Source organism: Syntrophomonas curvata (assembly GCF_052976825.1).
Genome location: NZ_CM129641.1, coordinates 3,055,268 through 3,074,428 on the forward strand (window position 1 = coordinate 3,055,268; position 19,161 = coordinate 3,074,428).

The window sequence follows — 19,161 nt, forward strand, 5'->3', positions numbered from 1 at the left end:
CCAGAATATAAGACAGGCCCCTGGCTATAAGGTTTAGCGCCAGGGGCCTGTTGTCTTAACAGGTCATTCCCAACCAAGCTCGATTTTACTTCCTTCTCGTATAGGAGTGGTAAAACCAGCCGCTTCCCCGTCTACTTTTATGAGCAGTTTAGCATTGACGGCCGGTTTGACTTCTATGACCTTGAATATATCGCTTAAGATAGCCCCGCCTTTATCCCGGTTTAAGGTTATGCGGGCACCGTCACGGATTTCATCATGGATTGCAGCTGTCTGACCATCGATTTCTATACCGGCGCCTTTGCCGGGAAGCCTTACTTCCTCACCATTGACATTAACATTGATGCCCCAATAGTCTGTACCGTCCAGCAGGTCTTTAATAGAGGGGCGCAGCGGTTTGCGGCTGTAAGTTATATCGGCGCCGGGCTCCACCTGTTGCTTGACCCCGGCCTTTAAGCCGTTGACCTGAACCTCAACCGGCATCCAGGTAACCGTGATTTCCCGGTCGTCCAGATAATAGCGGTAGGTTTGCTCCCGCAGCCAGTAGTCGTCTAGTCCGCTCAGGCGCAGGATATTATAAACACTGTTTACGTTGGCAAATTCAATCCTGGCCCGATCCGGTATGGGAGCATCAGGATCAAAGGGTTCTCCGTTCACGGTTATTACCGGTTCCAGCTCATATAGTTCACCGTTAACCTTTACCTGACCTTTGATGCCTGGTACCAGGTCTCTTCCGGTCAAACGGGCTCCTTCACCATCCCGGCCCGGCGTGAACTCAATGCTGTCCCCATCCTGGAGCCTGGTTTCCAATGAACCGGATTCGCCATTTACCCTGATCAGGGGAGCAGTTCCCATGCTTCCCTTTATTACCTTGACAAAGCCATTGATTTCGATGGTTTTGCCCATGCCAGGCTTACCATAGAGGTTATTAAGGGATATGCCTGAGCTCAAAAGAGCTGCGGCTACGTTGAGTTCACCCATGTTCCAGAGGGCGGTTTCCCTTCCGTTTACCGATACCTTGATGAAGGGTATGGGGGGAATAGTAAAGTAGTTGTAAGCTATACCAAGAGGGGTGATACCCTGGGGGCCACTCAGAAAGCCTTTGTCGGTATGGATATAATCCAGATTCTGTACCGTCCTTATACCCACCCGGTTGGCAGGGATACCGAGTTTATTTGCCAAGCTGGTGGTCAGGGAAGGAGTGAGGCTTCCTCCCCCCACGCAGACTACCGCATCAGGTACCTTTTGATTAAGGCCGGTAATGACATGGGCTATCTCACTGGTCATTTCGTCTACCAGCGGTTGCAGTTCCCGGCACAATTCCTGACTGGGCATAAGCTGCCGGTTATTGAGGATATCAGCTATTTCAACCTGATCTTGCACCGTCAGGCACCGTTTGGTGCTCTCGGCAGTATCAAAATCAAGCAGATAGCGGGCGGCCAGGTATTCGGTCAATTCATCGCCAGCGGTAGGTACCATGGCATAAGCAAATACCTTGCCTTCTTTAACCAAAGCGATGTCCGAGGTACCGGCGCCGATATCCACCAAAGCCAGATTTAACAGGCGCATCGCAGGCGGTATCGCCACTGCTAAAGCTGCAATCGGCTCTAAAGTAAGGCTTTCGATTTTAAGTCCCGCCCTTTTGAGGGAGGAAAACAGGCTGTCCACCACCACCCGGGGCAGAAAAGTGGCAATCACCTCAACTGCTATTTCGTTTCCCACCTGCCCCTGCAGTTTACTGATAGCCTGGCCTTCCAGCGAATACTCCATCACGCTGTATCCCACACAAAAATAACTATTTCGGCCCCTAGCCCCCTGTTCTTCTTGGGCCAGCTTATACTGGGCTTTATGAACCGCCTCGATCTCCAGGGCCCTTACTTCTTCGTTGCTTATCTCGGTCAAAATCGAGCGGCTCTTACGGCATTGCCCCGGGGAAGTCTTTAATGCCTGCCCTGCCGCAGCTACCGCCGCCGATTCCAGTTTAATCTGCAAACGCGCTTCCAGAGTGTCCTTAATCTGTTTTATAGTGGCGGCTACAGCCTCCACATCGTGGATCTGCCCATCCATCATGGCTCGGGTACTATGCTCCAGCATTTCTGCATCAACAACCTTATAGTGGTGGTCGAGCTTCTCCATAACCAAACCAATGATTTTTCTGGTTCCGATATCTAAAGCAAAAACCCGGGTTTTATCCATGGTAATCCCCCTCTCACCTTACAACCTTATCCCTGCTCCGGGCCAGGGCGACGCAGACTATGTTTTTGCCTTAAAACCTTAAGGGCAAAGGCGGGCAAGGCTAACTGCCTCCTAAAGCGTGCCGGTTCGGTAAGTAAACGATAGAACCACTCCAGGTTTAATTTAATAAAAAGCTGTGGTGCTCGCTGTTTGACACCGGCAATGACATCAAAACTGCCTCCCACCCCCATGCACACCGGCACTTTTAGAAGTTCCCGGTTCCTGTTCAGCCAGTATTCCTGCTTGGGGGCTCCCAGAGCCGCAACCAGGATATGGGGTGATTGCGCATTGATGTCGGCAATAATGCCGGGTTCATCGTGGGACGAGAAATAGCCGTCCCGACAGCCGCATACCGTCAGTCCCGGATAGAGCTGTTGAAGATTCCGCCCAGCCTTTAGAGCTACACCCGGAGCTGCCCCCAGCAAATATATTTTCCATCCCTGGGCGGCAGCCCGGGAGCAAATATTTATCAGCAAATCAATGCCGCTTACTCTTTCCTTTTGCGGGTAACCCAGAGTCCGGGCTGCCCATACGGTTCCTATGCCATCCGCCGTCACCAGACCAGCCTGGTTAATTATCCGGCGCAGTTCCTTTTGCCGGCCAGCCTGATAAATAATCTCGGCATTAAGGGTAACCACCTGTTTGCAGCCTTGGGCCTCCTGATTAACCATTTGGGTTATCACCTCCAGGGCTGCCGGCATATCCACCAGGTGTACTTTACAACCTAAAATATTTACCGTTGCCATATCTTCAAAATCCATTGTAAATAGTAAATCTCCTTTTACCTAGGATTAGCCTTACCCGTTTCTATTTATTCCCCTGATCAGCCGGTTTTTCCTCCTTCACACCCTGCCGACAGCCAAAAAAAAATCCCGCCTGGCGGCGGGTTTTATCGGTTACCCTACGCTACCTACCTGGTCGATGGCGGCCTGGGTAGTTTCGTCTTCGGCCTGAACTATTTTTTGCAGGGATTCATAGGCTCTGGTCACAGTGATCAGTTCAACCATTTCCTTAACCGCATTGACATTTGAATCCTCCACATACCCCTGGAGCAAACCCGGCCGGGGCAGGTTGTTTCCCGGCTGCCCAGATGCCAGGAGGTTATCCCCCTCCCGCACCAGATATTGTGGGTTTTCAAAACTTACCACTTTTAGCTGTGCTATAGTCTCGCCACTCACGGTGATATTTCCTTCATCATCAACCAGGAATTCACCTTCTATGGTAATGGGCTGGCTGCTGGTATCCAGTACCGGATAACCCTGATCGGTAGTTAATTCCCCTTCATTATTAATCTTGAACTGTCCATTGCGGGTATATCGTTCTCCCTGGTCGGTCTGCACGGCAAAATAGCCGTTGCTGTTCAGGGCCAGATCAGTATAGCTGTCAGTCTTTCTGATATTCCCCAGGGAAAGGTCGCTGTAGATCTTGTCAATAGCTGCACCGGTTCCCAATCCTCCTATTACTTCCACCGGTGCGGGCTCGTACTCTCCCTGGCTGTTTTTTTCTATTTCTCCCAGCCGACTCATAAGCATTTCCGGGAAAGCCCGCGCTACTGCTATCTGTTTTTTGTAACCGCTGGTATTTACATTGGCCAGGTTATTGGCTACTGCATCCTGTTTGGCCATTTGCAGCATCATGCCTGCACCAGCGGTATATAACCCTTTAATCAAATCAATGCCCCCAACCAAGTATAATATGACATCAACCTTGACCTATAAATCTTTATTTAAAATCCATAATCTATATCGAATTTATTTAGATAATCCTTTAACGCTTTACAATACCCTGCGGGGGCCTTTGACCCGGGTACGGCTTATAACCGACATTTCATTCAAGGCTTTACCTGTTCCCATAGCTACAGAGCAGATAGCCTCCTCGGCAATATGAACCGGCAAATTGGTTTGCTTGGACAAGAGTATATCCAGACCATCCAGCAGTGAGCCCCCGCCGGTCATGACTATACCGTTGTTCACAATATCAGCGGCCAGTTCCGGAGGAGTGATTTCCAGCACTTTTTTAACTCCCTCAATCACCGCTTCCACTGGTTCCTGTAATGCTTCCCATGATTCCGCCGAAGATATGGAAATGGTTTTAGGCAAACCGGTCACCAGGTCACGGCCCCGCACCTCCATGGAACGGTAGCGATTTTCCTCGGTAACATAAGCGGTTCCTACCTGCATCTTAACTTCTTCTGCGGTGCGATCACCTATCATAAGATTGTATTCCCGTCTGATATACCTTATTATGGCTTCATCAAACTTGTCCCCGCCGATCCTTAACGAATCATTGCATACCAGTCCTCCCAGGGACAGTACTGCAATATCGGAAGTTCCCCCACCGATATCCACAACCATATTACCGGTGGCTTCCGAGATATTGATTCCCGCTCCCAGAGCCGCAGCCAGCGGCTCTTCAATGATAAAAGCCTGTCTGGCACCTGAAGATAAAGTGGCCTGGCGTACGGCCCGTTCCTCAACGTCGGTTGCGCCGGTAGGAATACAGACAATCACGCGGGGTTTAAAAAAGAGCTTATTTCCCATAATCTTGCGGATGAAGTAGGTAAGCATTTTTTCCGTGGTATCATAATCAGCAATAACTCCTTCTTTCAAAGGACGAATGGCTACTATGTGCCCGGGCGTCCGGCCCAGCATCTGTCGGGCTTCTTCACCTACGGCAATTACCTTGTCAGAATTCTTGTCTATTGCCACTACTGATGGTTCGTGTAATACAATTCCGCTGCCTTTTTTAAATACTATTACGCTGGCTGTTCCCAGATCTATGCCTATATCTTCCCCAAAACCGAAACACATACTCTGTAGTGCCCCCTAACAATATTGTGCTGCAACCTAATTTTACCTTTTTCCATGCTATTAATTATACCTTAAGCTCGAAGGAAGTGGCTATTTTTTATTAAAGAGATTTGTAGCCCGGCTTAGGCCCTTTGAGGATAACATGGCGGAACTTGACCGGTCTTTTAAATTTGGGCCTGGTGGCAGGAAGCATATTTCTGCCGGGTAGCTTCTCCTCCTCTTATATGCCTCTCCGCTTTATTTTTTTCCAGTATGAGCTTGACCTCCTCGGCTAGCTGCTCGTCGATTCTGGGCAGTCTTTCTGCTACATCTTTATGTACCGTGCTTTTGCTGATCCCAAAAACCTCAGCCGTCTGCCTTACCGTATCGGATGTACGCAATATATGCTGAGCAATTTTCACTGCCCTTTTTCTTATATAATTCTGCAATCTGCACCCTCCCCCGCGTCAATTAATAATTTATATTCAACTGGAGGGCGGTTTAAAACTATTTTAGGTCTGGAGGAGGGTTATGTTCTAAAAACTAATAGTTCAGTATATCGAATTCCACCCCATGGTAATATTTCTTTAAAATCTGATGGTAGTCTTTACCTTCCTCAGCCATGCCATTGGCACCGTATTGGCATAATCCCAGGCCATGACCATAGCCGCGGCTGTGAATTTCCACCCGGGAAGCATTCACTTTAAAGCCGCACCAGGTTGAAGGCAATCTCAGGAGCTGGCGCAGTTTTTCTCCCGATAATTCCTCACCGTTTATCAGCACCTTTTTAATACGCCCGCTAGGCGTATTATCCGTTATTTTGAAAGTGGGGCTGCTGCCGGTCGTATCCAGGGAGCGGTTTAATTCCTGTATGGAAAATACCTGTACACTGGTGTAATGGCGCGATTGGCTGCAATAGCGGCATTTAACCGAACGCAGGTAAGGTACGTCTTTCCCCCATAGATAAGCGGCGCTTTCCGTTTTGCCCCCGCAGGTGGAATGGTACAAGGCATCGATCGGCTCTCCCTGATATAGCATGATTTCTCCCCGGGTTGCTTTTACCGCCTTTTGCACCTTTTGGTAAAGTGCCCTGGAACCTTGCCGCTGGTAAAATTCCTCTTCTGATATAAAGGCCTGGCAGGAATTGATGTCGTCAGATAAGTCTGCCTGTTCTGGATAAGGCTTGTGCTCCAAAAGCTTTCTGAAAGCGTAAGTCCTGGCGCAAACAGCTTGAGCCTTAAGGGCCTCACTGTTGAACGAGGCCGGCATTTCCGCGGCTACCGTGCCGGTAATATAGTCTTCCAGGGGCAGGACCGTTACCTTTTTGCAATCGCTGCGATATAATTTGACATCAGGTTCTTTATAGATGGGGGAGGGCTGTATATTATAATGTTTAACCATAAAAAAAACCGGTATTAATAATACCGTTAAGGCTATGCTAATTAATCTTATTTTTTTCTTTTTCATATGGCATTTATATGATAAACGACCGTCCTTAATGCCTGCTTTCTTCTTCCTGCCGGTAAATATCCGCTCCCAGACCGTTTAACTTATCGACTATGTTTTCATAGCCGCGGTCAATATGCTCGCTATTGCTTATTATGCTGGTTCCTTTTGCCATCAATGCACCTATCAATAGCGCGGCTCCGGCTCTTAAATCAGTAGCCTTTACTCTGGTGCCGCTTAACTCCTTTACTCCTTTAATGATTGCGGTTCTGCTTTCCGCTTTTATTTTGGCCCCCATTCGGCTAAGTTCAGGAACATGCATAAAACGATTTTCAAAAACTGATTCGGTTATCACGCTGCTCCCATCCGCACAGCTTAGATAAGCCATGAACTGGGCCTGCATGTCAGTGGGGAAGCCCGGATAAGGAAGGGTTTTCAAATATAAGGGTTTAATGGCGCCATCGCGTTTAACCCGTATTTTATCCCGACCTTCTGCCACCTGGGCACCGCTTTCAATTAATTTGGCAGTTACAGCTTTTACATGTTCGGGAATAACATTTTTTATCGTTATATCCCCACCGGTAGCGGCTGCCGCCACCATATAAGTACCGGCTTCGATGCGGTCCGCTATAGCAGTATAGTGGCTTCCATGCAGTCTCTTCACTCCTTCAATCCTAATTACGTTTCTGCCGGCACCGGAGATTCTTCCCCCCATGGTGTTGATAAAGTTCGCCAGGTCTACCACTTCCGGCTCCAGCGCAGCATTCTCAATATAAGTTGTACCTTTCGCCAGGGCTGCCGCCATCATTATATTTTCGGTCGCCCCAACGCTGGGAAAATCAAGATAAATATGATTGCCTTTTAAGCCCGAACTGCTGGCGATTACGTTTCCACCGCTTAATCCAATACCGGCGCCTAAAGCCCTGAATCCCTTTAAGTGCAGGTCGATCGGCCGGGTACCTATGGCACATCCCCCTGGAAGGGCAATTTTTATTGCACCATGCCGGGCCAAAAGTGGTCCTGCTACCAGAAATGAGGCCCTTATCTGTCTCACCAATTCGTAGTCCGGGCTGGTTCCAACTTGGGCAGCTCGAAATATAATTTTATTTTCCTTCTTTTCAATACCGGACCCCAAATTATGAATAAGCTCTGTAATGATAATAACATCTTTAATCGAAGGCACTCTATCTATTTGAACCTCCTCATCCGTTAGCAACGATGCCGCTAAAATCGGTAATATGGCATTTTTGGAAGAACTGACGGTAACTTCCCCTGTCAAACGAGTTCTGTTATTAACGAATAGTTCCAATTTGCTAGGATCACCTCCTGTAAGCAGGCATGCTGTTTTAAATATCACCTAGAATCAATGGGGAACCTATGTATATGTCAGTTTTAGCTTTATCATTGTTATTGCTGATAGCTACCTGTAAATTATATTTTTTACCGTTTATACTTAATGCCGGAACGGTTTTCTCCAGGGCGGGACTATACGCAGTCAGGCTGGCCATGCCATTATATTCATAACCTTCAACTTTTCTGGCCTGCATGTTTTTGAGAACAACTGAAATTAATTCCGGTTTGGACTTTTCGGCAATAAGATAGGGAATCTCGCCCTGGTACAGGTAGTAGTATTGCCATTTCAAGCCTATATTCCGGTTAAGTCGGGGTTCATAATCGGACATGATACACTTTTTATCTTGGGAAACAATACTCAGCAAGAAGTAACTCTCATTTAGCCTGTTATCAGACTTGATAGTAACGAATAAGGCCTGCTTGGGCCTTGCCTGTCTGTAATTAAGGATAGTCGCATATTCTGTCCTGTTCAGGCTTAAACACTTTTGATCCAGGGCAAGATCCAAGCTTTGCAGAATATGACATAAATAATCTTGCAGTTCTTGCTGGGATGAGCTTGTTCTTATTTTAGCCCAGCAATCCAGACGTGATTCCAGATAAATTGCACCGATTGATGCAAAAGATAGGTAATATGGCGATTGCTTTTCAATTTGCTTACCTAAAACATAATCAATACTATAATTGCTGGTTGAGCATAATAATATAAATGTTAATATGTAAATAAGGCTTTTCTTCAAACAATGATCCCTCCCCGTCAGTCAGTAATAGGCTATAAAGATTCTTGCCAGCCGGACTGCTGATTATGCTGGTAAAAGGCATAAAAAAACCTGACTATGTCAGGTTTTTAAAAATTACCTTTTTTATTGCTTATCCTCAAAATCAGTGCCGAGATTATCTTCCGGGTTAGGATTTACAATGTCTGCAGGGTTCTGTTCTTCGAGTTGCTCTTCTTCTTGCCGCTGTTGTTCTTCCGCTATTTTTCTTTCTTCTTCCTCACGTTCAAGCTTTAATTGGTTCAAAAATTCCTCTTTTGCCCGCTTGGCGGCCAGAGCCTTTTTTTCAAACTTAATAGTCTGGCGCCATATCAATACTCCAAAAAGCAGGCTCAATATGAAAACCGAAACTATTAAAATGAAGTACAATTTTTGCACATCATCCCCCCTGTTTACAGCCGATTAACCGCCGCCAACTAATCAGAGTCATCGTCAGTTTTACTCGTCCAGATTTCATTCTCTGCTTGCCTGCGTTCTTTCTCTTTCTTTTTGGCGGCCAAAGCTTTTTCCTGAACCTTAAAGGTCATCTGCCACATCAGCAGGTAGAGCAAACCCTTCACCAAATAATATGCCAGAGTGATAATGATCAGATATTTTAATAAATCATCCATCTGGTTTTTCCATAATTCCCCCATCATAAATTAGCTACTACCAATATAGCATATTACAAATTTTGTTTCTAACGTAAATTAATTGTAATTCCAAGGCCGGAAGAACTATGTCCTTCCGGCCAGGTATTAACTTCTCTATAGGGTTACATTGCTTCCGCTGCCTTTAGCCTTGCAATGGCTCGCTTCAGGGCCATCTCGGCCCTAGCCAGGTTCAAATTGTCCTCCCGGGCTTGCAATCTCCTCTCCGCTCTTTCCTTGGCTGCCTTGGCCCGAAGTACGTCAATATGTTCACCGTCCTCGGCAGTCTCAGCCAGAACCCGGGCAACATTATCTATGACTTCTACAAACCCGCCACTCAAGGCCATTTTTTTCTGGGTGCCACTAGCATTTTTGTAACGCAGTACGCCTATATTTAAAGCTGCGACTAGCGGCGCATGGTTTTTCATGATACCCAATTCACCTTCGGCACCGGGAGCAACCATAAACTGAACTTCATCCCGAAAGAGGATCTGTTCAGGGGTTACTATTTCTAGCATGAAGGTGCTTTCTGCCATAAAACTACGCCTCCAGTCTCTTCGCTCTGGCAACTACAGTCTCGATATTGCCTGCCATGAGGAAGGCTGCCTCCGGCAGGCCATCATGTTTGCCCGCCAGAACTTCGGCAAAGGAATCTACCGTCTCGCTGACGGGAACGAATATTCCCGGCTGACCGGTGAATTGTTCCGCAACGTGGAAGGGCTGGGACAGGAATCTTTCAATCTTTCTGGCCCGGGCTACGATAAGTTTATCCTCGTCAGATAATTCGTCCATACCCAGTATGGCGATGATGTCCTGCAGTTCCTTGTATCTCTGCAATATCTGCTGCACGCCGCGGGCGATTGTATAATGCTTTTCACCTACCAGTTGAGGATCCAGGATTCGAGAAGTGGAATCCAGGGGGTCAACCGCCGGGTATATTCCTTTCTCGGAAATGGCGCGGGACAAAACCGTGGTCGCATCCAAGTGGGCAAAAGTAGTTGCCGGCGCCGGGTCAGTCAGGTCGTCAGCCGGGACGTAGACCGCCTGGGCCGAAGTTATTGAGCCCTTGCGCGTGGAGGTAATACGTTCCTGCAAGAGACCCATGTCAGTTGCCAGAGTAGGCTGATAACCAACGGCGGACGGCATGCGGCCCAGCAGAGCCGACACTTCGTTACCGGCCTGAGCAAAACGGAATATATTGTCTATGAATATCAGCACGTCCAGTCCGGAAAAATCGCGGAAGTATTCAGCCACGGTCAATCCGGTGAGACCAACTCTCAATCTGGCTCCCGGGGGCTCATTCATCTGACCGAATATCAAGGCGCATTTTTCAATAACGCCGGATTCAGTCATTTCACCCCAGAGGTCGTTACCCTCACGGGTACGCTCGCCCACACCGGTGAACACTGAATAGCCGCCATGCTCATAGGCGATGTTTCTGATAAGTTCCTGGATAATAACGGTCTTGCCAACTCCGGCTCCACCGAACAGACCGATCTTCCCGCCCTTGGCATAAGGGCAAATCAAGTCGGCCACCTTGATACCGGTCTCCAGGATTTCAGTTGCCGGCAACTGGTCTACCAGTGCGGGCGGCTTGCGATGGATTTCCCAGTAGTCGGAGGCACTAACTGCTCCGCCCTCGTCAACCGGTTGTCCCAGTACGTTTAATATGCGACCCAGACATCCCTCACCCACGGGGACTTTAATGGAAGCTGCCGTATTGACTGCTTTCATGCCGCGGAAGATGCCGTCCGTAGGCTGCAGAGCAACACAGCGCACGATATCATTCCCCAATAACTGCATCGCTTCCAGGGTAACATCAATATCAGCTACAATTTTGGCATCCTGATCCTCTGATTTTATAGTAATAGCGTTCATTAGGTCGGGCAGTTCACCAGGCTTAAAGCGTATATCAACAACTGCGCCGATAACCTGGACTACCTCTCCGTATGTTACATTCGCCATCCTCTACTTTCCTCCTTTATTGAGAGCTTTGGCTTTATCAGTAAGTGCCCCTGATCTTATTTGGCTTTATTGAGAGCTTCGGCACCACCGACAATGTCCAGAATCTCGTCCGTAATTGCCGCCTGCCTGGCTTTGTTCATGGCCAATTCGAGATTTCCTATAATCTCGCCGGCGTTTTCCGTAGCATTGCCCATAGCTGTCATTCTGGCCCCGTGTTCGCTGGCTTTGCCTTCCAGCATGGCGTGATAAATCTGGCTCCCTACATATTTGGGCAACAGAGTCAGAAGAATCTCCTCCGCACTCGGTTCATAGAGATAGTCTATCACTCGGGTGGATTCGGTCACTTCTTCTTCCGGGGTTTCCAACGGCAGCAATTTAGTTACGGTCGGTATCTGCCTTATGATATTGACAAACCGGGCATATACCAGATAAACCTCATCCAACTCGCCATTTTCATAGGCATTCATAACATACTGGGCAATTTCCCGGGCATCGGCATAACTTACATTATCGCCCAGATTTATGAATTCGGCATCAAGCCCGCCCCGCTTACGGTAAAAATCCCGAGCCTTTCTGCCTACCGCTATTACACCGGCAGCAGTATTTCTTTCATCATCCTCAATAGCCTGACTGGCTGCCCGGATAATATTGGTATTATAGGCTCCGCATAATCCACGGTCAGCGGTAACTACAACATAGCCAACCTTGCGTACATCCTCTCTTTTATCCAGGAGAGGGTGTCTGACATCGTAAGAAACGGCCGCCAGCCTGGCCAGTGTACCTTGCAGAGTTTCGGTATACGGTCTGGAGGCTTCAGCCCCCTCCTGAGCTCTGCGCAGTTTAGCCGCGGCTACCATTTTCATGGCTTTAGTAATCTGCTGCGTATTTTTTACGCTGCGGATCCTGCGTTTAAATTCTCTTACACCTGCTCCTGCCATCTAATTCACCACCTAAACCGCAAACGTGGATTTAAATTCATTGATGGCCTTGACCAGCTTCTCTTCCGTCGCATCATCTATTTTTCCCGTATCTCTGATTGCGTTTAGTACATCAGCATTAGCACTGCGCATGAATTTAAGGAAGTCAATCTCAAAAGCCTGAACTCTGTCCCGGGGCAGGTCGTCCAGGTATCCGTTAACTCCGCTGTATATTACCACAACCTGCTCTTCCATCTTCATGGGCTGGTACTGACCCTGTTTCAAAACTTCGGTAACCCTTTCACCACGAGTCAGGCGGGCCAGGGTGGCTTTATCCAAGTCGGAACCGAACTGGGCAAAGGCTGCCAGCTCACGATACTGGGCCAGGTCAAGGCGCAACTGGCCGGCGACGGATTTCATAGCCTTGGTTTGAGCCGAACCACCAACGCGGCTGACTGACAGACCGGCGTTTATAGCCGGACGCTGCCCCGCATAGAAGAGGTCGGTTTCCAGGTAGATCTGACCATCGGTTATGGATATAACGTTAGTGGGAATGTAAGCGGAAACGTCACCCGCCTGGGTTTCAATAATAGGCAGGGCGGTTATGGAACCCCCGCCATAGTTGTCATTGAGCTTGCATGCTCTTTCCAGCAGACGGGAGTGGAGATAGAAAACGTCTCCGGGATAAGCTTCACGTCCGGGAGGACGGCGGAGCAACAGTGACATTTCACGGTAAGCTACCGCATGTTTGGAAAGGTCATCATAGATGATTAACACATCAAGACTTTCCCCTTCCATAAACTCTTCAGCCATAGCAACACCGGCATAGGGTGCTATATACAGCAATGGTGCAGGCTCGGAAGCGGTAGCCGCAACTATGATGGTATAATCCATGGCCCCCATTTCCTCGAACTTGGCCGCTATGCCTGCTATGGAGGACTGCTTCTGTCCGATGGCGACATAGATGCAGATCATGTCTTTCTTTTCTCTCTGATTAATAATGGCATCGAGGGCAATAGCGGTCTTGCCAACCTGACGGTCGCCGATGATTAACTCGCGCTGGCCCCGGCCGATGGGCACCATGGAGTCGATGCATTTAAGTCCGGTCTGCATCGGTGTGTTAACCGGCGCACGGGTAACAACGCCATGAGCCACTTTCTCAATCGGGCGGAAGGTATCGGTGTTAATCGGTCCTTTGCCGTCGATGGGCTGACCCAGGGCATTGACTACCCGGCCCAGCATAGCTCTCCCGGTAGGAACCTCCATGATTCTTCCGGTCGCCTTTACCACGTCGCCTTCTTTGATGTGGCTGTATTCGCCCAATAAAACCGCACCAACGTTATCTTCTTCGAGGTTGAGAACCATTCCGTAGGTCCCGCCGGTAAACTCCAGCAGCTCACCGGCCATGGCGCCCTGTAGTCCGTATACACGGGCAATACCGTCACCAACATAGATAACTGAGCCCACGTTGCTGACTTCGACCTCGGACTGGTAGCGCTCTATTTGCTCTTTGAGTATAGCGCTGATCTCTTCCGGTCTAATACTCATTTATGTGCTCACCCCTATCGCTTAACTTATCTTCACTTGTTTGAGTTGTTCTTTCAGCATTTCAAGTCTTTTTGCCACCGTACCGTCTATGATCTGGTCTCCTACTCGTATCTTGATACCGCCTATCAGAGCGGGGTCAACCTTCACATCGAGCTGTACGGTTTTGCCCGTAGAGGTTGATAGTTTCTCAGCAAGAGATTTAACCTCATCCTCCGGTACTTCCCGGGCAGCGGTAAGCTCTGCCTTGGTGATGTTTCTCGATTCATCCGCCATTTCCTTATATTCTTCAGTAATAAAGCCGATGTATGCTTCCCGACGTTTGTCGATAATCATGAACAGGAAATTAAGCGTCAGTTGAGAAACCTGACCGGCAAATATCTGGGCCGCAACTTCCTTCTTGGCTTTGGCAGGGATTAGAAGGTGGGCGAAGTAGTCCTCCAGGTTCTCTACTTCTTTAATAGTTGCGACTATCTTTTCCAGTTCCTGCTGAAATTCGTCTATTTTGTTATTCTCCCGGGCAATGGTAAAAAACGCTTCGGCATAGCGCCTGGCAACGCTCTTATTTAACATAATAAATCGCCCGCCTCGTTAACAAATTGTTTTACCATTTTCTTATGATCGTCATCTGTAATAGCTCGGTTCAGAACCTTCTCTGCTGCCAGAAGGGCTAAAGCTGCAGCCGTATCCTTGAGCTCAATCTTAGCCTGCTCAGTAGCAGCCTGTATTTCAGCGGTGGCTTTATTCTTCATATTTGTAGCATCTTCCTTGGCTTTGCTGATTATTTCATTTTTGGCATCATCAGCCGCCTTGGTTGCACGGGCTACAATCTCCTGAGCTTCTTTACGAGACTCGGCCAGGTTGCTCTGGGTTTCTTTTCTCATCTGTTCCACTTCGATCTTTACTTCCTCTGCATGTTTCAGAGAGCTCTCAATAGTGCTGGAGCGCTGCTCCAACATCGCATTGATGGGATTGTAGGCAAATTTGTATAAAAGGGCCAGCAGAACAAAGAAGTTGACTGCTGTCCATCCGATTACAAACCAGTTCCCAAATGCCGGTGTGTGTCCTGCCGGTTGCGGAATTGGCATATTGCCTCCCTCGGATGCCATGCAGAAGGTTGCAAATCCCAGAACCATTACCATGGTCAAAAGGAGCACCGCTGTATAAAATCTTCTGTTCCTTCTCACGGATGTGCTACCTCCAATCTAAGAGCAAATAGTATTTGGGGCGATAGAGCTATATTCTTTTTTAGAAAATCAATCTTGCTCTATCGCCCAAATCTTAAGTGATGTGTATACCTTATTAAGGATTAAGCTTTGCTAACCAGCATGAATGCAATAAGCAGACCGTAAATGGTCAGAGTTTCAATAAATGCTAGGGTAATGAAGAGAAGAGTTCTGACGTCTCCTCCAACCTCAGGCTGTCTGGCGATTGCTTCGAAAGCCTTACCGCCGGCAATACCCATACCTATACCGCCACCAATACCAGCGATAGATACAGCGATACCTGCGCCTAATGCTGCGCCCATCTTTTTCCCTCCTTTCATGCTCTATGGTTTATACATTGAGCCTAAAATAATGTATAAGTTTATACTCAGTGTCCTTCTCCTGCAGCCGCAGCTATATAACTGGCTGACAGGATAGTAAACACTATGGCCTGGATAGCACCCAGCAGCAAGCTAAGACCCATTATGGCTGATGGGATAATAAACGGTGCCAGGAATAGCAGGAATGCTATAACCATTTCTTCGCCAAAGATGTTACCGAATAGACGGACGGTGAGGGACAGCGGATGCGCCACCTCTTCGACCAGGTTTAACGGTAACATGGCCGGGCTAGGACTTACGAAATGCTTGAAGTAGTGACCTCCATGTTCACTTAAGCCTGCGATGTGAACAGAAAAGAACGTGATTAGCGCCAATGTCATAGTCACGTTCCAGTTACTGGTTGGAGGCTGATAACCCGGAATATTTGCTGCACCAGGTACCAGGCCGCTGTAGTTACTGCATAAAATAAACAGGAAAAATGCAGTTAGCAGGGGAGCCCACTTTTTAGCAACATGCTCCTTGTCCATCAATTGGGTGAAAAAGTCATAGGTCCAGAGGATGATTGCTTCAAAAGCATTTTGCAGGCCGCGGGGAACCAGCTGCATATCTCTCGTGGCAAAATAGCCAATAGTGCCTATTAATGCAATAAGAACCCATTCGGTAACGACCAGGTGGTCTACCGGTATTGGGCCCAAATAAAACAGGGTGCCATCAAACATACCAAAGATCATTATCTTTCTCCCCCCCTCCTAATTAAATTTTCGTTTTTTGTCAGTTTTTCCGGGACTGACACAAAAACTTCAACCAGAGCCGGCAGGCCACCCGGCTCCGGGTGATTTCCTGGATTAGCTCTTGTCCTTGTCCTGACTTTTGTTGTTGGAAATCGTGGTTTGACTGGTCGACATTTTGTCCCACATAACCTTGATACCGGTAGCTACTCCGAGCAAGACCCCGATTACCGTTAACCAGCGGTCTGTACCCAGTTTGTTGTCCAACCAGTACCCGCCATAGCCACACAGGCCTATAGCGGCAGCAGTGGTAGTGACCATATTAATGGCGTCGCTCAAAGCGCGCGCCCAGTGTTTTTTTTGACTTTGCGTCATTTCATACACCTTGCCCGTCTAAGCAGCGACTTAACCCCCCTCTTCGTTATTCGTCATAAACGGGCAAAATCCTTTTTTAATTTTCATTAAAAATTTAACCTTCAACCCTGCTTTTGCAGTTTCCATTTTGAGGGTTTCTGACAGAGCACAGCTTACTCAATAAGTAGATTTATTTCTAGTACGGCAAAGCAAAGTCCTTTAGAGAATTGCGTCTTTTATTAGCATGTTTTGTCGTTTAATAGTTCGTTATGGAGCTAAATAGCCTTTCCGTTCCAATTTATGGCAATGCTCCTGCAGGAGGTTTTCTATATCAATCTGGAACTGTTCCTCCATTACAAACATCATAGTTACGGCAGTCTGGGCTACGTCAAGCAGCTCCCGGGCTATTTCCTGGACGACTGTACTTTCATCCATCTGAACCTTCTCCCCGCTCAGCCCTCTAAATTTCCCAATTGCCTGAGCCAGTTCCCCGGCCTCTTCCATAAGTTTAAGCGCGGTTGACTCCAAAGTGGGGTTAAGCTGGTTGAGTCTGGGCAATGACAATGTTTTAGTCTTCATTTCAATCTCCCCAAGCAATACTTTTATACCTCCGGTTCTCCTTGCGCTGTCTGATTTTTCCCCTGTCCTTTGCCTTACCAAACCAGGCTTTTCATAGTAAGGTCATTGCCTCTTATACCTCATAAAGCGGATATTTATCACAAAGTTTTGCCACCCTGCTCCGGGCTTCCTCCAGAACTCTGTCGTTATCAGGGTTGCTCAGGGCCAGGGCAACGACATTGCCTATCTCCCGCATGTCGTCACCGTTCATTCCACGGCTGGTCAGGGCCGGCGTCCCAATTCTTATACCACTGGTTACGGTAGGCTTTTCCGGGTCAAAGGGAATGCCATTTTTATTAACGGTGATATTGATCGACTCCAGTATGGCCTCGGCATCTTTCCCGCTGAGGTTTTTGGTTCTGACATCAACCAGCATGAGGTGGTTGTCGGTACCACCGGAAACCAGACGCAATCCGTTTTCGACCAGACTGGAGGCCAGGATCCGGGCATTAAGCACTACCTGTTGCTGGTAGGCAGTGAACCCCTCCTGCAGGGCTTCCCCCAGACAGACGGCTTTGGCCGCTATAACGTGCATCAATGGGCCTCCTTGGATACCGGGGAATACGGCGCTGTCAATCTTTTTAGCCCATTCTTCTTTGCATAAAATCATACCGCCCCTTGGTCCCCGCAGGGTTTTATGGGTGGTGGTAGTAACAAAATCGGCATAGGGAACCGGGCTGGGATGTAACCCGGCTGCTACCAGCCCGGCTATGTGCGCCATATCTACAAACAGCAAGGCACCTGCTTCGTCTGCGATCTCCCGGAATTTTTTAAAGTCGATAATCCGAGGGTAGGCACTGGCGCCAGCTACGATCAGCTTCGGTTTTACCCTAAGAGCAGTTTTCCTTACCTCTCCATAATCGATAGTCTCGGTTTCGGGGCTAACTCCATATTCAGCAAAATTGAAATATTTACCCGATATATTAACCCGGCTTCCATGGGTTAAATGTCCCCCGTGGCTCAGGTTCATCCCCAGTATGCTGTCTCCCGGCTGTACCGCGGCAAAATAGACCGCCGTGTTGGCCTGAGCCCCTGAATGGGGTTGAACATTTACATGATCGCAGCCAAAGAGTTTTTTCGCCCGTTCCCGGGCCAGTTCTTCGACTACATCCACATTTTCACAACCGCCGTAATATCTTTTGCCGGGGTAGCCTTCGGCATATTTATTGGTCATTACGCCACCCTGGGCAGCCATTACTGCCCGGGAAACAAAGTTTTCGGAGGCAATAAGCTCCAGCTTACGGTTCTGGCGTAACTCTTCATCTCGTATGGCTTTAGCCACCTCCGGGTCTACTGGTTTTACATACTTCTCAATATAATCCACCCTGGTTGCTCCTTCCCAAACATTTTTTCTCAAGTTCCATTATTTTTTCAATCCGGCGCTGGTGCCTGCCAGCTTCAAATCCAGTCGCCAGAAAGGTTTTAACTATGGCAACTGCCAAATCCTGTTCCAGCATACGGGCCCCCACGGCAACAATGTTGGCATCGTTATGCTGCCGGGCAAGGCGGGCACAATCTCGATTATAGCAAAGGGCAGCCCGTATCCCCGGTATTTTATTAGCCGCAATAGAAATGCCTACACCAGTGCCGCAGATGATAATACCCTTTATTTTATGGGTCAGGACTGCAGCGGCTACATTCTCGGCAATATCGGGGTAGTCAACTGATTCATCCGAAAAAGTACCACAGTCCAGAACCTCATAGTTTGCATCGGACAAGGTTTTAATAATGACGCTCTTAAGGTCAAAACCGGCGTGGTCACTGCCGATAGCTACCTTGTTGTCTCCGGTCTTTAGTTTTTCCAATTCTGACATCCTATCCAGCACCTGGGGCAGCAATTTCTTTAGTTGTTCGGCACATTCCTTGTAAGCGGCGATTCCCCGGCCAAAAGGGTCAACTATATCCTGATTTCCCTTTCCCGCAAAATCATTGATGGCAGAGACGGCCAGGGCCTTATCGGGGTGCTTGTCCCGCAGGTGATCGCGTTGGGCAACAGTCATGGTAAGTATATAATCGGCGGGAGTTATTAAATCCGGGCTTAGCTGCCGGGACTGATGCCGGGAAAGGTCAAATCCTTCGTCGGTCATGGCCTTTATTGCCTCCGGGCTGGCCGGCAACCCATTAACCGCAGCCAATCCGGCACTTGACACTTCTATATCTTTTATATTGCGTTCAGCAAGGAGTCCGGTGAAAATAGCCTGCGCCATAGGACTACGACAGGTATTACCGGTACAGACAAAAACCAGCCTTTTCACAGCGCATCCTC

At 48.3% G+C, this 19,161-nt stretch carries 22 protein-coding genes; all 22 read right to left on the minus strand.

Features of this window, described 5'->3' with window-relative positions:
• Nucleotides 1-63 precede the first annotated feature (63 nt).
• Nucleotides 64-2,193, minus strand: coding sequence for a pilus assembly protein PilM (pilM, locus tag ACU70B_RS14155; protein ID WP_447184157.1), 2,130 nt, complete (start codon nucleotides 2,191-2,193; stop codon nucleotides 64-66).
• A 26-nt stretch (nucleotides 2,194-2,219) separates the two neighbouring features.
• Nucleotides 2,220-2,993, minus strand: coding sequence for a WecB/TagA/CpsF family glycosyltransferase (locus tag ACU70B_RS14160; protein WP_447184158.1), 774 nt, complete (start codon nucleotides 2,991-2,993; stop codon nucleotides 2,220-2,222).
• A 135-nt stretch (nucleotides 2,994-3,128) separates the two neighbouring features.
• On the minus strand, nucleotides 3,129-3,902 hold the full coding sequence (gene flgF, locus ACU70B_RS14165) for a flagellar basal-body rod protein FlgF (protein WP_447184159.1): 774 nt from the start codon (nucleotides 3,900-3,902) through the stop codon (nucleotides 3,129-3,131).
• A 105-nt stretch (nucleotides 3,903-4,007) separates the two neighbouring features.
• Nucleotides 4,008-5,042, minus strand: coding sequence for a rod shape-determining protein (locus ACU70B_RS14170; RefSeq protein ID WP_447184160.1), 1,035 nt, complete (start codon nucleotides 5,040-5,042; stop codon nucleotides 4,008-4,010).
• 164 nt (nucleotides 5,043-5,206) lie between these two features.
• Nucleotides 5,207-5,470, minus strand: a complete 264-nt coding sequence (spoIIID, locus tag ACU70B_RS14175) for a sporulation transcriptional regulator SpoIIID (RefSeq protein ID WP_447184161.1) — start codon at nucleotides 5,468-5,470, stop codon at nucleotides 5,207-5,209.
• Between the two features lie 94 nt (nucleotides 5,471-5,564).
• Entirely contained in the window at nucleotides 5,565-6,422 is an 858-nt protein-coding gene (gene spoIID / locus ACU70B_RS14180) for a stage II sporulation protein D (RefSeq protein ID WP_447184162.1), read from the minus strand.
• Nucleotides 6,423-6,516: 94 nt separating this feature from the next.
• The gene (gene murA / locus ACU70B_RS14185; protein ID WP_447184163.1) at nucleotides 6,517-7,824 is read right to left on the minus strand and encodes a UDP-N-acetylglucosamine 1-carboxyvinyltransferase; all 1,308 of its coding nucleotides are present in this window, start codon (nucleotides 7,822-7,824) and stop codon (nucleotides 6,517-6,519) included.
• The gene (locus tag ACU70B_RS14190) at nucleotides 7,814-8,557 is read right to left on the minus strand and encodes a YwmB family TATA-box binding protein (protein ID WP_447184164.1); all 744 of its coding nucleotides are present in this window, start codon (nucleotides 8,555-8,557) and stop codon (nucleotides 7,814-7,816) included. Before ACU70B_RS14190 ends, murA begins: the two co-directional genes overlap by 11 nt.
• Before the next feature lie 123 nt (nucleotides 8,558-8,680).
• On the minus strand, nucleotides 8,681-8,971 hold the full coding sequence (locus tag ACU70B_RS14195) for a hypothetical protein (RefSeq protein ID WP_447184165.1): 291 nt from the start codon (nucleotides 8,969-8,971) through the stop codon (nucleotides 8,681-8,683).
• Nucleotides 8,972-9,009: 38 nt separating this feature from the next.
• Nucleotides 9,010-9,231 (minus strand): hypothetical protein, encoded by a 222-nt coding sequence (locus ACU70B_RS14200; RefSeq protein ID WP_447184166.1) that lies wholly within the window; start codon nucleotides 9,229-9,231, stop codon nucleotides 9,010-9,012.
• 116 nt (nucleotides 9,232-9,347) lie between these two features.
• Nucleotides 9,348-9,758 carry a F0F1 ATP synthase subunit epsilon gene (locus ACU70B_RS14205; protein ID WP_447184167.1) on the minus strand — a complete coding sequence of 137 codons (411 nt, stop codon included), beginning with the start codon at nucleotides 9,756-9,758 and terminating at the stop codon, nucleotides 9,348-9,350.
• A 4-nt stretch (nucleotides 9,759-9,762) separates the two neighbouring features.
• Complete coding sequence (gene atpD, locus ACU70B_RS14210; protein WP_447184168.1) at nucleotides 9,763-11,187, minus strand: F0F1 ATP synthase subunit beta; 1,425 nt, start codon at nucleotides 11,185-11,187, stop codon at nucleotides 9,763-9,765.
• A gap of 56 nt (nucleotides 11,188-11,243) precedes the next feature.
• Nucleotides 11,244-12,125 (minus strand): ATP synthase F1 subunit gamma, encoded by an 882-nt coding sequence (atpG, locus tag ACU70B_RS14215; protein WP_447184169.1) that lies wholly within the window; start codon nucleotides 12,123-12,125, stop codon nucleotides 11,244-11,246.
• Nucleotides 12,126-12,137: 12 nt separating this feature from the next.
• Complete coding sequence (gene atpA / locus ACU70B_RS14220; RefSeq protein ID WP_447184170.1) at nucleotides 12,138-13,652, minus strand: F0F1 ATP synthase subunit alpha; 1,515 nt, start codon at nucleotides 13,650-13,652, stop codon at nucleotides 12,138-12,140.
• A 21-nt stretch (nucleotides 13,653-13,673) separates the two neighbouring features.
• Nucleotides 13,674-14,222, minus strand: coding sequence for a F0F1 ATP synthase subunit delta (locus ACU70B_RS14225; protein ID WP_447184171.1), 549 nt, complete (start codon nucleotides 14,220-14,222; stop codon nucleotides 13,674-13,676).
• Nucleotides 14,216-14,836: a F0F1 ATP synthase subunit B gene (atpF, locus tag ACU70B_RS14230; protein ID WP_447184172.1), complete on the minus strand. Its 621-nt coding sequence runs from the start codon at nucleotides 14,834-14,836 to the stop codon at nucleotides 14,216-14,218. The genes ACU70B_RS14225 and atpF overlap by 7 nt, the downstream gene beginning before the upstream one ends.
• A 122-nt stretch (nucleotides 14,837-14,958) precedes the next feature.
• The gene (gene atpE / locus ACU70B_RS14235; RefSeq protein WP_447184173.1) at nucleotides 14,959-15,177 is read right to left on the minus strand and encodes an ATP synthase F0 subunit C; all 219 of its coding nucleotides are present in this window, start codon (nucleotides 15,175-15,177) and stop codon (nucleotides 14,959-14,961) included.
• Nucleotides 15,178-15,242: 65 nt separating this feature from the next.
• Complete coding sequence (gene atpB / locus ACU70B_RS14240; RefSeq protein ID WP_447184174.1) at nucleotides 15,243-15,926, minus strand: F0F1 ATP synthase subunit A; 684 nt, start codon at nucleotides 15,924-15,926, stop codon at nucleotides 15,243-15,245.
• A 114-nt stretch (nucleotides 15,927-16,040) separates the two neighbouring features.
• Nucleotides 16,041-16,298 (minus strand): AtpZ/AtpI family protein, encoded by a 258-nt coding sequence (locus ACU70B_RS14245; protein WP_447184175.1) that lies wholly within the window; start codon nucleotides 16,296-16,298, stop codon nucleotides 16,041-16,043.
• A gap of 246 nt (nucleotides 16,299-16,544) precedes the next feature.
• A complete protein-coding gene (locus ACU70B_RS14250; RefSeq protein ID WP_447184176.1) occupies nucleotides 16,545-16,856 on the minus strand; it encodes a MazG-like family protein in 312 nt (103 codons plus the stop codon).
• Nucleotides 16,857-16,968: 112 nt separating this feature from the next.
• The gene (gene glyA / locus ACU70B_RS14255; RefSeq protein WP_447184177.1) at nucleotides 16,969-18,219 is read right to left on the minus strand and encodes a serine hydroxymethyltransferase; all 1,251 of its coding nucleotides are present in this window, start codon (nucleotides 18,217-18,219) and stop codon (nucleotides 16,969-16,971) included.
• A complete protein-coding gene (gene rpiB / locus ACU70B_RS14260; protein ID WP_447184178.1) occupies nucleotides 18,206-19,150 on the minus strand; it encodes a ribose 5-phosphate isomerase B in 945 nt (314 codons plus the stop codon). The genes glyA and rpiB overlap by 14 nt, the downstream gene beginning before the upstream one ends.
• Nucleotides 19,151-19,161: the final 11 nt, after the last annotated feature.

Coding starts and splice junctions, on each gene's coding strand:
- pilM (WP_447184157.1), bottom strand. CDS start 2,193: ATGGATAAAACCCGGGTTTTTGCTTTAGATATCGGAACCAGAAAAATC.
- ACU70B_RS14160 (WP_447184158.1), bottom strand. CDS start 2,993: ATGGATTTTGAAGATATGGCAACGGTAAATATTTTAGGTTGTAAAGTA.
- ACU70B_RS14170 (WP_447184160.1), bottom strand. CDS start 5,042: ATGTGTTTCGGTTTTGGGGAAGATATAGGCATAGATCTGGGAACAGCC.
- spoIID (WP_447184162.1), bottom strand. CDS start 6,422: ATGGTTAAACATTATAATATACAGCCCTCCCCCATCTATAAAGAACCT.
- ACU70B_RS14200 (WP_447184166.1), bottom strand. CDS start 9,231: ATGATGGGGGAATTATGGAAAAACCAGATGGATGATTTATTAAAATAT.
- ACU70B_RS14205 (WP_447184167.1), bottom strand. CDS start 9,758: ATGGCAGAAAGCACCTTCATGCTAGAAATAGTAACCCCTGAACAGATC.
- atpD (WP_447184168.1), bottom strand. CDS start 11,187: ATGGCGAATGTAACATACGGAGAGGTAGTCCAGGTTATCGGCGCAGTT.
- atpG (WP_447184169.1), bottom strand. CDS start 12,125: ATGGCAGGAGCAGGTGTAAGAGAATTTAAACGCAGGATCCGCAGCGTA.
- atpA (WP_447184170.1), bottom strand. CDS start 13,652: ATGAGTATTAGACCGGAAGAGATCAGCGCTATACTCAAAGAGCAAATA.
- ACU70B_RS14225 (WP_447184171.1), bottom strand. CDS start 14,222: ATGTTAAATAAGAGCGTTGCCAGGCGCTATGCCGAAGCGTTTTTTACC.
- atpE (WP_447184173.1), bottom strand. CDS start 15,177: ATGGGCGCAGCATTAGGCGCAGGTATCGCTGTATCTATCGCTGGTATT.
- atpB (WP_447184174.1), bottom strand. CDS start 15,926: ATGATCTTTGGTATGTTTGATGGCACCCTGTTTTATTTGGGCCCAATA.
- ACU70B_RS14245 (WP_447184175.1), bottom strand. CDS start 16,298: ATGACGCAAAGTCAAAAAAAACACTGGGCGCGCGCTTTGAGCGACGCC.
- ACU70B_RS14250 (WP_447184176.1), bottom strand. CDS start 16,856: ATGAAGACTAAAACATTGTCATTGCCCAGACTCAACCAGCTTAACCCC.